This is a genomic window from Mycolicibacterium sp. TUM20985 (assembly GCF_030295745.1).
GTDB lineage: Bacteria > Actinomycetota > Actinomycetes > Mycobacteriales > Mycobacteriaceae > Mycobacterium.
The window spans coordinates 3883795-3898804 of record NZ_AP027291.1 but is presented as its reverse complement, the minus strand read 5'-3'; the positions used below and the strand labels follow the sequence as shown (position 1 = coordinate 3898804).

The following is a 15010-nucleotide window of genomic DNA, read 5'->3' as shown; positions in this document are numbered from 1 at the left end:
TTTGCGTCTGCTCGCGCTAGATGACGACCGCGCCGGCGCCGGTCCCGGTGCCTGCCCCCGTGCCGGTGACGCTGCGCCACGCCCGCGCCAGCAGCTCGACTGCTTCGGTCAGTTGCTCGTCGGGCAGCGTGTAGGGCACGCGGATGAAGCGCTCCAGGGTGCCGTCGACGCCGAACCGCGGGCCCGGCGGAATCTCCACGCCCAATCGCGAGGCCGCGGCGGACAGCGCGGTGCTCATCGGGGCGGGCAGGCGCACCCATAGCGACATCCCGCCCTTGCTGGGATCGGGGCGCCAGTCGGGCAGGTGCTCTTCGAGCAGCGCGAGCAACAGTGCCCGGCGGGCGCGCAACGTCTCGCGGCGGTCAGGAAGCAACTCATCGGCGGCACCGAGAAGCCTTGCGGCAGCAAGCTGTTCGACGATGGGTGTGCCCATGTCGACGGCTGGACGGATCGCACCGATGGTCATCAGGGCGCTGCGCTCGGCGCGGATCCAGCCGATGCGCAGACCGCCCCAGAACGACTTCGACATGGAGCCGACCGTCAGCACCAGGTCTCGTCGCGCCGTCAGGTAGCCGGCGAGCGGCGGGGGCACGGCCTCGTCGAGCCACATGTCGGTGATCGACTCGTCGATGACGGTGCGGGTGCGGGTCTCGGCGATGATCTGGGCGAGACGTCGCCTGCCTGCCGGTGGCAACGTCATGCCGGTCGGATTGTGATTGTCGGGCACCAGATAGGCCAGGCTCGGCGACAGCTGACGTACCGCTGCCTCGACGGCGTCGAGATCCCAACCGTCGCGGGTCATGGCGACCGGCACCGGGCGAATGCCGTTGGTGGCCATGGCCGCAAGGGCGCCGTGGTAGGTCGGCTGCTCGACCAGCACGCGGTCGCCGGGCTCGGTGTACGTCGCCAGGATGAGGCTGATGGCGTGAAGTGCGCCCGTGGTCACCATGATCTCGTCGGCGGTCGTGGGAAGACCTCGCGCGCAATACCTTTCGGCGATCGCCTCCCGCAGTGGTAACACCCCGACGAGCTCGATCCCGATGTCGTGCAGGTAGGGGGTCACCCGCTCGGCGGCCTCCGCGAACGCCTGGGACACGGCGGCGACGGGTGCGGCCAGCGTGGCGGCGGCGAGGTTGGCTCCCGCCGTTCCGGCGAATCGCGCCGGTGCCGCGTGGGTGGCGGTGCGGGCGACCGGGCCGACCACGGGCAGTGCGGTCGTGCTGCGCGCGCCCTGACGTGCCCTGAGATAGCCGTCGTCGCGCATCTGCGCGTAAGCCGCGGTCACGGTGGTCCGGGAAACCCGCAGAGTGTCGGCGAGGGCCCGTTCGCTGGGCAGTTGCGCGCCGACGGGAAGGCGGCCGTCGACGATCAGCAACCGCAGGGCGTCGGCCAGGCCCTGATAGGCGGGACCGCTGGCATTGGTCGTGCGCCAGTTACCCAGCTCGCGAGCCAGAAGATCCACATCCAGCCTGCGCCCCAGCAATTCAACGGTCACGGAGGCCAGTTTTGCCTAACTGGCTATTGAAAGCAAGGCCAGTTGGGGTCCAATCTTGAGCAATGGCACTGCACTGGACCTCTCGGGTCACTCACAAGGCACGGGACATGAGTCGCGTCTTTCGCTCGAACCGGCCGCCCTCATCGTTCGCCGACGACGCCGATGCCCGGCGGATGCGCTCCGAGCTCGACGCCATCCGCGCCCGCTTCCCGGATCACGCGTGACGCGCGCACTGGCGAGAGCCACGGCACTGCTGGTCGGCCTCGTCGGTTACGGCTTCTCGATGGCGGTCATGGTCCGCGCCGGGCTCGGACTCGATCCGTGGGACGTCTTCCACCAGGGTTTGGCCGGCCGCACCGGCATGACGATCGGCATCGCGTCTGCGGTGGTCGGCGTCGCCGTCCTGCTGGCGTGGATCCCGCTGCGCAACCGGCCGGGCATCGGCACCGTGGCCAACGTGATCGTCATCGCGGTCACCGTGGATGCCGCCCTGGCCGTCCTGCCCGCGCCGACCAGCTTGCCGGTGCGCGTCGCGATGATGCTCGGCGCCGTGCTCCTCAACGCCATCAGCACCGTGTTGTACATCGGTGCCGGTCTCGGCCCCGGGCCGCGCGACGGTCTGATGACCGGGCTGGTCGCGCGCACCGGGCTCTCGGTCCGGTTGGTGCGTACGTCGATCGAGGCGACCGTGCTGACCGTCGGCTGGCTGCTCGGTGGCACCGTCGGGGTCGGCACCGTCGTCTACGCATTCGGCATCGGTCCGTTGGTTCAGCTGATTCTGCGCATCACTCCGGCGCGGTGGCTCGCCGCGAGCGGGTGGGCGTTCACCGAGCCTCGGCTGGCTACGATGAGCGAGTGCCAGCCGACCCCAGCGATCCCCTCGACGGAGAAGACCCAGTCGACCCAGACCTGCTGATCGACTTCACCAGGATCACCCTGCGGCGCGGTGGCAAGACCCTCGTCGGACCCGTCACCTGGGCCGTCGAACTCGACGAACGCTGGGTCGTGGTCGGTCCGAACGGGGCTGGCAAGACATCGCTGTTGCGCATCGCCGCCGCGATGGATCACCCGTCGACGGGGACCGCCTACGTGCTGGGCGAACGCCTCGGTCGAACGGACCTCGCCGAGCTACGGGCCCGCGTCGGCCTGAGTTCCTCGGCGCTGAGCCAGCGCATCCCCGACGACGAAGTGGTCCGCGACCTCGTCGTGTCGGCCGGCTACGCCGTGCTGGGCCGATGGCGGGAGAAGTACGAGGACGTCGACTACGAGCAAGCCATCGACATGCTGGAAAGCCTTGGCGCCGAACATCTCTCGGACCGAACCTACGGCACGTTGTCCGAAGGGGAGCGCAAGCGCGTCCTCATCGCCCGCTCGCTGATGACCGACCCCGAGCTGCTGCTGCTCGACGAACCCGCCGCCGGTCTCGACCTCGGCGGACGGGAGGAACTCGTCGCGCGGCTCGCCGATCTGGCCGCCGACCCGGACGCCCCCGCCACCGTCCTGGTCACCCACCACGTCGAGGAGATCCCGCCGGGGTTCAGCCACTGCCTGCTGCTGTCCGAGGGCATGGTCGTCGCCTCGGGCCTGCTGACCGACGTCCTGACGTCGGAGAACCTGTCGAAGGCCTTCGGCCAGTCGATCGACCTCGACCTCATCGACGGGCGCTACTTCGCGCGTCGCACCCGCAGCCGCGCCGCACACCGGAGGAGAGCCCAGTGACCAGCCCAGCGACCGAGGCCGATCCGCTCGTTCCGCGACCGGCGGCGACGGTGATGCTGGTGCGTGACACCGCCGCGGGCATCAAGGTCTTCCTCATGCGTCGACACGCGGCGATGGAGTTCGTGGCCGGCGTCATGGTGTTCCCCGGCGGCGGGGTCGACGACCGCGACCGCAATGCCCCCATCGCCTGGTTCGGGCCCGAGCCGACGTGGTGGGCGCAACGTCTCGGCGTCGACACCGACCTGGCCGAAGCCCTCGTCTGCGCCGCCGCGCGGGAGACCTTCGAGGAGTCCGGAGTGCTCTTCGCCGGACCCGCCGACGACCCCGACGGCATCGTCGGCGACGCGTCGGTCTACGGCGACGCCCGCGCCGCCCTGGCCAACCACTCACTGTCCTTCGCCGACTTCCTCCGCACGGAGAAGCTCGTGCTGCGGGCCGATCTGCTGCGGCCGTGGGCCAACTGGGTCACGCCCAAGGAGGAGCGCACCCGCCGCTACGACACCTACTTCTTCGTCGGAGCGCTTCCCGAGGGGCAGCGGGCCGACGGTGACAACACCGAAACCGACCGGGCGTTCTGGAGCACGCCGCAGGCGGGTCTCGACGACTTCGCCGAGGGCCGTTCCTTCCTGCTGCCGCCGACCTGGACGCAGCTGGATTCGCTCAACGGGCGCACCGTCGCCGAGGTCCTGGCCGTCGAGCGCGTGATCGAGCCGGTCGAGCCCCACCTCGCGGCAGCCGGTGGCAACTGGCAGATCGAGTTCTTCAACAGCGAGCGCTACAACGCCGCCCGCAACCGCCGAGCGCCGGACGGTTACGCCACCGACGCGCCCCAGGCATGAACGAGTTCGTCAGCGCGCACGTCAAGGACGGTATCGGCACCCTGCTGCTGTCCCGCCCGCCGACGAACACCGTCACCCGGCAGATGTACCGCGAGATCGCCGCGACCGCGCACGAACTCGGCGAGCGCACCGACGCGGCGGCCGTCATCGTCTTCGGTGGCCACGAGATCTTCTCCGCGGGCAGCGACGTGGGTGAGTGGCGGACCCTCGACGCCGATGCCGTGACCGTCGCGGACCGAGTCGCCCGCCACGCGGTGGCTGCCGTCGCCGCGATCCCCAAACCGACCGTCGCGGCCGTCACCGGTTATGCGCTGGGCAGTGGGGTGACCCTCGCCCTGGCCGCGGACTGGCGGATCAGCGGTGACAACGTCAAGTGGGGTGCGACGCAGATCCTCGAGGGTCTGGCGCCGACCGACGACGACGCGGACAGGATGGCCCGAGCGATCGGGGACAGTAAGGCCAAGGGCCTGATGTTCAGCGGTCGCTTAGCCCTCGCGCCCGAGGCGCTCGAGTTGGGTCTCGCCGACGAGCTGGTGGCCCCGGATCACGTGTACGACGCCGCCGTGCGCTGGGCGCAGCGCTTCGTCGACGTCCCAGCCCATGCCCTGGCCGCGGCGAAGGCCGCGTTCCTCCCATAGGCGCTCACTTCGGCCGGTCGATGCTGGGCCGTTAGGCTGCCCTTCATGACGAGTACCGATCGCGAGCCGGACGTCGTTCCGGTGTCGAACCCCCACGCGACCGCCGAGGAGGTCGAGGCCGCCCGGCACGACTCCAAGCTGGCGCAGGTGCTGTACCACGACTGGGAAGCCGAGACCTACGACGACAAGTGGTCGATCTCGTATGACCAGCGCTGCATCGATTACGCGCGGGGCCGTTTCGACGCGATCGTGCCGGAGGGCATCCAACGCGAGCTGCCCTACGACCGCGCGCTGGAGCTGGGCTGCGGCACCGGCTTCTTCCTGCTGAACCTCATCCAGTCGGGGGTGGCCCGCCGCGGCTCGGTCACCGACCTGTCGCCGGGAATGGTGAAGGTCGCCGTCCGCAACGGCCAGGGGCTGGGCCTCGACGTCGATGGAAGGGTCGCCGACGCCGAGGGCATCCCCTACGACGACGACACGTTCGATCTGGTCGTCGGCCACGCCGTCCTGCACCACATCCCCGACGTCGAGCTGTCGCTTCGCGAGGTGGTGCGCGTGCTCAAGCCCGGCGGCCGCTTCGTCTTCGCCGGCGAACCCACCACCACGGGCAACGTCTACGCGCGCAACCTCTCGACCTTGACCTGGCGGGTGGCGACGACCATCACCAAGCTGCCCGGTCTCGAGGGTTGGCGCCGACCACAGGAGGAACTCGACGAGTCCTCGCGCGCCGCGGCGTTGGAGGCGATCGTCGATCTGCACACCTTCGAGCCGAGCGATCTGGAGCGGATGGCCGCCAACGCGGGTGCCGTCGACGTCCGCACCGCCAGTGAGGAGTTCACCGCGGCGATGCTCGGCTGGCCCATCCGCACCTTCGAGGCGTCGGTACCGCCCGGTCGATTGGGTTGGAACTGGGCGAAATTCGCGTTCAAGAGCTGGACGTCGCTCAGCTGGGTGGACGCCAACGTGTGGCGGCGCGTCGTGCCGAAGGGCTGGTTCTACAACGTGATGATCACCGGGGTCAAGCCGCAATCTTGAAGGGTGGCCTGCGCTTCACCCTCGACGACGTCGATTACCTCACCGGCGACGACGGCAGACGCGCGCTGGCCGAGGTCGACGGGCTGGCGCTGACCGACGCGAGCCGGATCTCCGACATCGCCTCGGCGCGTGCGGGATTCGGTTACCGTGCGGCGGTGCTCGTCGAGACGACGTTGCTGCGACGACGGGCCGCGGCCAAGTTCACCGACGCATCGACGTGGCTGTTCACCCCCGAGGCGCTGGAACAGGCGACGGCCGGTGCGGTGGCCGCACACCGCGCCGAACGCCTGGCAGGTCTGCCCGTTCACGACGTGACCTGTTCGGTGGGAACCGAACTCGCCGCGTTGCGCCACCAGGGCTGTCAGGTGGTGGGCAGCGACGTCGATGAGGTTCGCCTTGCCATGGCAGCGCACAACGTGGCCGTCGACGGACCCGAGGTGCTGTTGTGCCGTGCCGATGCGCTGTCACCCGTCACTCGCGGCACCACGGTGATCGCGGATCCGGCGCGGCGCAGCGCGGGGCGGCGCACGTTTCACCCCCGCGATTACACCCCTGCCCTCGATGACCTGCTGGCGATCTACACCGACCGGGACCTCGCCGTGAAGTGTGCTCCCGGAATCGATTTCGACCTGGTGCGTCGAATGGGCTTCGACGGTGAGATCGAGGTGACGTCGTTGGGCGGCGGCGTCCGGGAGGCGTGTCTCTGGTCGCCGGGGTTGGGCTCACCCGGAGTCACCCGGCGAGCCACCCTCCTTGACCGCGGCGAGGAAATCACCGATGCCGAATCCGACGACTGTTCCGTCGCGACGGCGGGCCGCTGGATCGTCGACCCCGACGGCGCGGTGGTCAGGGCGGGCCTGGTCCGGCACTACGGCGCGCGGCACGGACTGTGGCAACTGGACCCCGCCATTGCCTACCTCTCGGGTGACGAATTGCCGGACGGAGTGCGGGGGTTCGAGGTGATCGCCGAACTAGGTTTCACCGAACGCGTGCTGCGCCAAGAACTGTCGGCGCGCGACGTGGGCGCGGTGGAGATCCTGGTCCGAGGCGTTGGCGTCGATCCCGACGTGCTGCGGTCGCGGTTGCGGCTGCGCGGTTCGCAGCGGCTGTCGGTGGTGATCACCCGGATCGGTGCCGGAAGCGCCAGCCGCGCGGTGGCGTACCTTTGCCGCCCGTCGTGGTGAGACCGCAGGTAGTGTGGCGGCGGCGCCGCGGGTGCCGCTCAACTGGTGGAGGGTTGTCGACGATGCGAATGTCCACGCTGGCCTTGGCCATATTTGCGGTCGCGGTGTTCGGGTGGCCGACCGTAGGTGTCGCCGCCGCGGCACCGCCGAAGTGCACCGATCTCGGTGGTGTCGTCGACGTCAATCAGATCTGCCAGATTCAGGCGTCCGACCCTGGTTACTCGTTGAACATCAGCTACCCCGTGAACTATCCCGACACCAAGCCGGTCTTCGACTACGTCAAGGAGACCCGTGACGGGTTCCTCAACGTGGCGAAGATACCCGACTCCCGGACCATGCCGTACGAGTTGGAGACCACCGCCACCGAATTCAGCTCGGCGGTCCCGCCCCGCGGCACGCAGAGCGTGGTGTTCAAGACCTACCAGGGCGTCGGTGGTGCGCACCCGACGACCTTCTACAAGGCCTTCAACTGGGACCAGGGTCTGCGCAAGCCCATCACGATCGACACGCTCTTCCGTGAGGGCACCGCGCCGTTCCCCGTCATCTTCCCGTTGGTGCAGGCCGAGGTCGACAAACAGCTGGGCCAGCCGGTGGCGATCGCGCCGGAGGTAGGTCTCGATCCGACGAAGTACCAGAACTTCGCGATCACCGACGACTCGCTGATCTTCTTCTTCAGCCAGGGCGACGTCCTCCCGGAAGCCGGCGGGGCGTTGCAGATCGCGATTCCCCGCGGGCCCGTCGACGCCATGATCGCCTGAGATCACGCCGGGGCGAAGCCGAAGATCCTGCCGTCGCTGGTGGCCGTCACGACGCGGCGGTCGCGCCCGACCGACACCCCGACCGGGTATCCCGTCGCGCCAGGAAGGGGATAGCTGTTCAGCGTGTGCCCGTCGGCGGGATCGAACACCAGCAGGGCCATGCCCTCCTCGTCGCGTGTGACGGTGTAGCTCGCGGAAGCGCCGGTCTGGCTCGACGTGGACAACGGCTCGACGTCGTCGCGGGTCCACGCGACCTTGCCGCCATCACCGGAGTCTTCGATGGCCGTGAGCTTGGTGTCCGGACCGCCGCCGGACACGATCAGCCCATCTGGTGACACCGACGGGGGAGTCTGCGGCTGAAATCCCAGCGGCACCGACCACTTCGGCTTGCCGTCGGCGGTGTTCAGGGCCCACAGGCGGCCGTCGCGGCCGTTGAGGTAGACGGTGTTGCCGTCGGCGGACAGCACGGGGCTGCCGAGCGGCCCGCCACCGACGGCGGTGCTCGTCCAGTCCCTGGAGAGCAGCGGGGTCTGACCGGGCCGGTACCTGAGCCCGATGACCACGGGGGCCTCGGCGTCCGGCTCCCACAGCGTCGCCACCACGATTCCCGTCGCCGACGAGAACGCTGGGGCCGCGGCCACCGGGCACCGCGGCCGGCCGAGCTGGCAGTCGGCGAGTCCGCGTTGTGAGTCGGTGGGGTCGACACCCTCCACGAGGTCCAGTGCCGTCCCGACGACGTTGCCGCGGTGAGCGTCATAGACCAATACCTGGCCGAGATGCGTGACCACCAGGAGCTGACCTGCCGACAGGAAGCGTGGCGTCCACGGCAGACCGATCACCGGATTGCGCCAGCGAATCCACTGCGTCGACGGGTACGACATGATGGCCCCGGGCTGCCCGACGTAGAGGTTGTCGAAGCCGTCGAACAGGGGACTCGACAGTCCGCCGCCCTGCCAGAGCCGGGCACACCAGCGCTGCCGTGCCCGGTTGTCGTTCTCCCACACCATGAGCGAGCACCCGCCCGCGGTCTGGGCATTGACGGCCAGATGGTCACCGGAGCTCAGGGCGGCCTGCGAGGCGACCTCGCCCTTCACCGAGCGGATCCAGTCCAGCCGTAGGCCGGTGGCGCCCTCGACCTGGGCATAGCTGGAGTTGGCCGCGTCACCGTACTGGGCCGACCAGCCGTCGGCGGCCTTCGCCTCCACCCAGGAGTCGGTGTTGCCACACGCGCTGGAGACGAACGCCGTGGCGACCGCCAATGCCAAGGCCGCCACGCGGCGCAGGGTCGTTCTTGGAGCAGGCATCGAGTCCCGAGACTATCGCCCGCCCGGAGGGCAGGAGCGTAGCGACCCGGGATGGCGGCGCGGAGGGCAGGAGCGTAGCGACCCGGGATGGCGGCGCGGAGGGCAGGAGCGTAGCGACCCGGGATGGCGGCGCGGAGGGCAGGAGCGGAGGCTCCACGGAGCGGCGAGCCGACCGGGCCGCTCAAGTAGGCTGTCCCGCCATGACCACGATGTGGGGTGCCCCTATTCACAAGCGTTGGCGGGGCTCGCGACTGCGTGATCCGCGGCAGGCCAAGTTCCTGACGATGGCGTCGCTGAGGTGGGTGCTCGCGAACAAGGCCTACTCACCCTGGTACCTGGTGCGGTACGTCCGGTTGCTGAAGTTCAAGCTGGCCAACCCGCACATCATCACCCGCGGCATGGTGTTCCTCGGAAAGGGCGTGGAGATCCAGGCGACTCCCGAACTCTCCACCATGGAGATCGGCCGCTGGGTGCACATCGGCGACAAGAACACCATCCGCTGCCACGAGGGGTCGCTGCGCATCGGCGACAAGGTGGTGCTCGGCCGCGACAATGTCATCAACACCTATCTCGACATCGAAATAGGTGACTCCGTGCTGATGGCGGACTGGTGCTACATCTGCGACTTCGACCACCGGATGGACAGCATCGAGTTGCCGATCAAGGACCAGGGCATCGTCAAGGGTCCGGTGCGGATCGGACCGGATACCTGGGTTGCCACGAAGGTGACGGTGCTGCGCGGTACCTCGGTCGGGCGCGGCTGCGTCCTCGGCTCGCATGCGGTGGTGAAGGGTGAGATCCCGGACTACTCGATCGCGGTCGGTGCGCCCGCCAAGGTCGTCAAGAACCGCAAACTGGCGTGGGAGACCTCGGCGGCCGAGCGTGCCGAACTGGCCGCCGCCCTGGCTGACATCGAACGCAAGAAGGCCGCCCGCTGAATCCCACTCAGGTGACGTCGCGGGCCAGTAGGTCGTCCCACGTGTCGCGGCGGACCACCAGACGAGCCGCCCCGTCGTCGGCGAACACCACCGGGATGCGCCGGGCGCCGTTGTACTGGTTGGACATCGTGTAGCAGTAGGCACCGGTCACCGGCACCGCCACCAGGTCACCGACCCTCGGGTCCTGCAGTGCGACATCGTCGATGAGCCGGTCGCCGGACTCACAGTGCCGTCCGACGAGGTCGACGGGCGCACCGCCGCCGACGCGGTTGACGATCGTGGCCTCGAAGCGCTGGCCGTACAGCGCCACCTCCAGGTTGTCGCCCATGCCGCCGTCGACCGCCACGTGGGTCGGGTCGCCGGGCTTGACCGTCGTCACCCGGTAGACCGTGCAGGCGTTGGTGGCCACCATGCTGCGGCCGGGTTCGACGATGATCCGGCTGTCGGGTGGCAGCAGCGCGTCGGCCGCGCTGGTCATGGCGTCGGCGTACTCGGCCAGCGTCGGCGGTCGTTCGGCGTAGGTGTACCGGGCCCCGAGACCACCGCCCAGGTCGTAGATCTCGAAGGTGCCCAGCGCCGCGAGTGGTGCGACGGCCGCGGCCAGCTGTTCGACGTTGAGCAGTTGCGAGCCGACGTGGGTGTGCAGCCCGTCGCAACGCAGCACGCTGCTCGCCTCGATGCGGGTGATCGCCGCGCGGGCGTCGTCGGGCATCAGGCCGAACTTGGAGCCCGCGTGACCGGTGGCCACCGCGGCATGGGTGGCGGCGTCGACGCCGGGGATCACCCGGACCAGGCAGGGCTGGACGTGCCCCGGCGGCACGATGTGCTCCAACCGGTCGATGTCGTCGAAGTTGTCGACGACGACGAGCCCGACGCCGTTGTGCACCGCGAGTTCGACTTCCTCGTCGGTCTTGGCATTGCCGTGCAGCACCAGTCGCGCCGGGTCGGCCCCTGCGGCCAGCGCGGTGACGATCTCACCGCCTCCCGCGACGTCGAGGTGCAGTCCCTCCTCGGCCATCACTCGCTGAATCGCCGTGCAGGGGAACGACTTCGACGCGAATGCGACGTCGGACCTGGGGCGGCGGCTGCGGAATTCGCCAAGGTAGTCGCGCGCCCTGCGGCGGAGGGCGCCTTCGTCCACCACCAGCACCGGGGTGCCGAAACGCGTGGCCAGATCGTCGAGGCGGCATCCCCCGACCACCAGCGTGCCGTCGCCGTCGACCCTGGTCCCCGGCGGGAACAAGCCGAGCAGGTCCGCGTCGCTCATGCGGTGATCTCCGTCAGCCGCGGTCGGGGAGGGCGTGCTCGACGATGAGCCGTCTGCGGTGCGGTTCGCGCTCGCGACGCTTGGCGGCGAGGTAGACCTGGGTGGTCTCGGCGGCGACCGTATTCCAGTCGAACGCCGAGTCCAGGCGTTGGCGGGCCGCCTCCGCGCGGCGCTGGGCGGCGACGGGGTCGTCGAGCACGGCGCGCACCGCACCGGCGAGTGCGGCGATGTCGCGGGGCGGCACCGACATTCCGGTCTCACCGTCGAGCACCGCCTCGCCCAGCCCGCCGACGTTGGACGTCACCAGCGGTGCGCCGGTCGCGGCCGCCTCCAGCGCCACGATGCCGAACGGTTCGTAGTGGCTGGGCAGGACCGCGGCGTCGCAATCGTGCAGCAATGCCACCAGCTGCTCGTGGTCGACCCGTCCGACGAAGTCGATTGCCTTGAGCACCTTGTGCTTTCGCGCCTGTTCGAGCAGCCACTCCAGCTGGGTGCCGTCCCCGGCGACCGTGAGCGTGGTACCCGGGTGGGTGCGCCGGATGCGCGGCAACGCGGCGATGGCGTCGTGCACGCCCTTCTCGTATTCGAGGCGCCCGAGATAGAGCAGTCGCGCGGGCCCCCGTCGCTCGGTGCGACGGGCGAAGGGCCAAAGGGCGGAGTCGATTCCGTTGCGGATCACCCGCGACTCGGCGAGGCCGGGGCCGAACAGTTCGGTGATCTCGTCACCCATCGACGCCGAACACGTGATGAGGGAGTCGGATTCGCGCACCAGCCACGACTCCACCGCGTGCACCTGGCGGCTGATCTTGCCGGACACCCAGCCCGAGTGTCTGCCGGCCTCGGTGGCATGGATGGTGGAAACCAGTGGTACGTCGAAGTGTTCGGCTAGGGCGATGGCCGGATGCGCGACCAGCCAGTCGTGGGCGTGGACCACGTCGGGTCGCCACTTGAGCGCCAGGCCTGCGCGAACCATCGCGTGCCCCATGGCCAGCGTCCACGCCATCATGTCCGTGCTGAAGTCGAAGGCGTGCGGATCCTCGGCGGCGGCGATCACCCGCACGCCCTCGCTGACGTCGTCACTCGAGGGGTGGGTGCTCGGGTCGGTGCCCGAGGGCCGCCTGTTGAGGACGACGACCTCGTGGCCCGATGCGGCCAGTGCGGTGGCGAGGTGGTGGACGTGGCGCCCGAGGCCGCCGATGACGACCGGCGGGTATTCCCAGGAGACGAGGAGGACTTTCACGACGCCCTCGCCGCGTGGCCGTGCGGTGCGAGCGTGCGCGAAGTCCGATTTCGAGGTGGCGTGTCGCCCGCAGACACGCACGCTCGCGGCAAGGCGGGGGTCATCGGGGGAGTCGCCTGGCGTCGAGCGCACCGAACAGTCCGTCGGCGCGATTCCAGTTGCCTGCCAGGCGCTCCGCGTGGTGGCGGCGCCCGGCGGCCAGGGCGTCCGCGATCTCCCGCGTCGCGTGGGCATGCAGGTGTGCGCGGTAGCGCGCGTACTCGGCCGCGGTGTCCTTGCTGACCATGAACGGCCAGTCGCTCGACACGGTGAGCAACGCCTCGCGAAGGATCTGGTCGGCGACGAAGTCGCGCGGCGTGGGGGCACCCAGCGCCTCGTGCTGAGTCAGCGCCTTGTCGACGCTGGCCAATGCCGTATCCACCACCTCGGTGTTGAGGTGGACCAGATCGGCGACCTGATCTCCGGACCACACCTGCCAGTCCTTGCCGGAACCCCAAGAGCTGGACGGCAATTCGACGGGTGACCCGACGAACCCGCCCGCGATGGCGTCGGACAGCGTGCCGAGCCGCACCCCGGCTTCCGGCAGTGCGCGCAGCACGCGCTCGAGCCAGACCGGTCCCTCGTGCCACCAGTGCCCGAACAGTTCGGTGTCGAACGCGGCGACGACGTGGGCGGGCCTGCCGATGCGCGTCGACTCCGACACCAGCCTGCGCCGCACCGTGTCGACGAAGTCGGCGACGTGGACGTCGACGGCATGGTCGGCGCGCTCGGGGTCGTAGGGGGCCTTCTCCGCCGAGGGCACCGCGCGCCCCGTGACGCGGGCCGGTTTCAGCCCGGTGAGGTGGTCGTAGGTGTGGAAGTCGCGGTAGGCGGCGTGACCCGGGTAGCCCGACTTGGGCGACCAGACCCGGTAGCTCACCTTGAGGTCGCGACCGAAGGCGACGACGTCGGTATCACCGACCGGGCGACCCGCCGCGGTGTCGCCGTGCAGCGTTGGGCCGTCGACCATGAAGTGCGTCACGCCCGCGGCGGCGTACTCGCGCTCCAGCCCCGGTGAGTATGCGCACTCCGGCGCCCAGATGCCGCCGGGCACATGAGCGAATCGCTGACCGGCGTCGGCGAGACCCTCGCGCAGGGCGAACTCCCGCAGCCTCGGGTGCAATAGGGGTTGGAACGGGTGCGCCAACGGCCCGCCAAGCAGTTCGATGGCCTCGGCGTCGATGAGCTGACGGAACAGCGGGCTCCCGCCGTGGCGCCACGTCGACGAGAAGTCGTCGAGCGCGCGGCCTGCCGCGTCATGTTCGTGGAAACCGAAGGTGCGCAAGGCGTCCGGCGCTCCGTAGCCCGTGCCGCCTCCGGTGCGGGCCACGGTGGCCTCCCTGGCGCGCAGCTGCCAGTTCGCCAGCCAGTGGTGCATGCCGGTCAGGCAGTAGGGGTCGTCGAGCTGGGCGGCGACCACCGGTGTCATGCCGAGGGTGAGCAGGTGGCTGCGGCCCTCGTCGGCCAATCTGCGCAGCAGTGCCACCAAGGGTAGATAGGTCGCCGCCCACGACTGATAGAGCCATTCCTCGCCGACCGGCCAACGACCGTGATGGGCCAGCCATGGCAGGTGGGTGTGCAGGACGAGGGTGAACATCCCGGGCACGGGCGCCGCCGCGGGCTCACTCACGGTCGCACCGCGATGGCCACCAGATCCAGGCTGTCGTCGATGTTGGGGCTGTCGGGTCCGCCAGCCTCGAGGAGGTCGAAGTCGTCGGTGCGGACCGACGCGACGTCGGCCAGCAGGTCGGCGGGCCAGGGTGCGTCGGCCACGGCCCGCGCGATCTGCGCGTCGATGAGGGAGCCCTCGTGGCGGGCGTCCAGCTCGGCTAGCCGAGCGCCGTGGAACACCCCCAGCATGGCCTCGACGGTGAAGCCCGCGTCGGTGAGCAGCTCGGTCAGCTCGGCGGCGTTCAGTTCACGGGTGTGGAACGGGTTCACGGGGGTGTCGCGACCGGGGGAGAAGGTGATGCGGTTGGGCGTGGACATCAGTAGCAGCCCGGAGGGCCTCAACACCCGGGCGCATTCCCCGACGAACTGCGGCTGATCCCAGAGATGCTCGATCACCTGGAAGTTCACCACCACGTCGACGACACCGTCACCAAGCGGTAATTGAGCGAGATTGCCCTGTCGCATCTCGACGCGCGGGTAACGGGCGCGGACGTGGGCGACGGCGGATTCGTCGTAGTCCAGCGCGATCACCCGTCGCGCCACGTCGGCGATCAGATCGGCGCCGTAGCCCTCCCCGGAACCGGCCTCGAGCACGTCCCGCCCCGCGCAACGGTCCAGGAGCTGCTGGTAGACGACCTCGTGCCGGCGGAACCAGTAGTTCTCCTCGGCGAGTCCGGGCACCGTGCGTTCCCCGGTCAGGGGAAGTACGGCATCGGACGGCTCGGGACGAGAAAATGCGCTCATTGCCAACGCAGGCTAACGCAGCTATGGCGATTGTCACTCGTTCACGAGGGGTCCAGACGCCCAGGGAGGGGCAGAAGGTTAAACAACACCAGCTATGGTGTTTCTACCTACCACCGCAACGTTACTGGCCAGTAACATG

14 protein-coding genes are annotated in these 15010 nt (G+C 69.6%); 8 read left to right on the top strand and 6 right to left on the bottom strand.

The genetic code is table 11. The features are described from left to right. Positions 1–16: 16 nt before the first annotated feature. The gene (gene yczR, locus QUE68_RS19110; RefSeq protein WP_284227771.1) at positions 17–1495 is read right to left on the bottom strand and encodes a MocR-like transcription factor YczR; all 1479 of its coding nucleotides are present in this window, start codon (positions 1493–1495) and stop codon (positions 17–19) included. A 220-nt stretch (positions 1496–1715) separates the two neighbouring features. On the opposite strand from yczR, the gene yczE reads away from it, so the two are divergent. From yczE to QUE68_RS19075, 7 genes are all read left to right on the top strand, one after another. Beyond that, entirely contained in the window at positions 1716–2411 is a 696-nt protein-coding gene (yczE, locus tag QUE68_RS19105; protein WP_454786497.1) for a membrane protein YczE, read from the top strand. Beyond that, positions 2351–3214 (top strand): ABC transporter ATP-binding protein, encoded by an 864-nt coding sequence (locus tag QUE68_RS19100; protein WP_284227770.1) that lies wholly within the window; start codon positions 2351–2353, stop codon positions 3212–3214. The genes yczE and QUE68_RS19100 overlap by 61 nt, the downstream gene beginning before the upstream one ends. Before the next feature lie 53 nt (positions 3215–3267). After that, entirely contained in the window at positions 3268–4053 is a 786-nt protein-coding gene (locus tag QUE68_RS19095) for an NUDIX hydrolase (protein ID WP_284231123.1), read from the top strand. Next, positions 4050–4691 (top strand): enoyl-CoA hydratase, encoded by a 642-nt coding sequence (locus QUE68_RS19090; RefSeq protein ID WP_284235650.1) that lies wholly within the window; start codon positions 4050–4052, stop codon positions 4689–4691. The genes QUE68_RS19095 and QUE68_RS19090 overlap by 4 nt, the downstream gene beginning before the upstream one ends. 45 nt (positions 4692–4736) lie before the next feature. Beyond that, complete coding sequence (locus QUE68_RS19085) at positions 4737–5726, top strand: class I SAM-dependent methyltransferase (RefSeq protein WP_284235651.1); 990 nt, start codon at positions 4737–4739, stop codon at positions 5724–5726. Then, positions 5681–6910 carry a THUMP-like domain-containing protein gene (locus QUE68_RS19080; RefSeq protein WP_454786525.1) on the top strand — a complete coding sequence of 410 codons (1230 nt, stop codon included), beginning with the start codon at positions 5681–5683 and terminating at the stop codon, positions 6908–6910. The genes QUE68_RS19085 and QUE68_RS19080 overlap by 46 nt, the downstream gene beginning before the upstream one ends. Before the next feature lie 68 nt (positions 6911–6978). Continuing rightward, positions 6979–7668: an esterase gene (locus tag QUE68_RS19075; RefSeq protein WP_284236198.1), complete on the top strand. Its 690-nt coding sequence runs from the start codon at positions 6979–6981 to the stop codon at positions 7666–7668. Positions 7669–7670: 2 nt separating this feature from the next. Here the strand turns inward: QUE68_RS19075 and QUE68_RS19070 are convergent, their stop codons facing one another. After that, positions 7671–8972, bottom strand: a complete 1302-nt coding sequence (locus QUE68_RS19070; RefSeq protein ID WP_284235653.1) for a PQQ-binding-like beta-propeller repeat protein — start codon at positions 8970–8972, stop codon at positions 7671–7673. A 200-nt stretch (positions 8973–9172) separates the two neighbouring features. Here QUE68_RS19070 and QUE68_RS19065 point away from each other — a divergent pair, with 200 nt between their 5' ends. Continuing rightward, positions 9173–9910, top strand: coding sequence for an acyltransferase (locus QUE68_RS19065; RefSeq protein WP_284235654.1), 738 nt, complete (start codon positions 9173–9175; stop codon positions 9908–9910). A 7-nt stretch (positions 9911–9917) separates the two neighbouring features. Here QUE68_RS19065 and lysA read toward each other — a convergent pair whose 3' ends face one another. The 4 genes from lysA to QUE68_RS19045 all read right to left on the bottom strand — a co-directional run bounded on the left by lysA (position 9918) and on the right by QUE68_RS19045 (position 14871). Next, on the bottom strand, positions 9918–11177 hold the full coding sequence (gene lysA, locus QUE68_RS19060) for a diaminopimelate decarboxylase (RefSeq protein WP_284235655.1): 1260 nt from the start codon (positions 11175–11177) through the stop codon (positions 9918–9920). Positions 11178–11190: 13 nt separating this feature from the next. Beyond that, entirely contained in the window at positions 11191–12417 is a 1227-nt protein-coding gene (locus QUE68_RS19055) for a glycosyltransferase family 4 protein (RefSeq protein WP_286274258.1), read from the bottom strand. A 100-nt stretch (positions 12418–12517) separates the two neighbouring features. Further along, on the bottom strand, positions 12518–14053 hold the full coding sequence (locus QUE68_RS19050) for a 1,4-alpha-glucan branching protein domain-containing protein (RefSeq protein ID WP_454786526.1): 1536 nt from the start codon (positions 14051–14053) through the stop codon (positions 12518–12520). A gap of 29 nt (positions 14054–14082) precedes the next feature. Then, positions 14083–14871, bottom strand: coding sequence for a class I SAM-dependent methyltransferase (locus QUE68_RS19045; protein ID WP_284235658.1), 789 nt, complete (start codon positions 14869–14871; stop codon positions 14083–14085). Between the last annotated feature and the right edge of the window lie 139 nt (positions 14872–15010).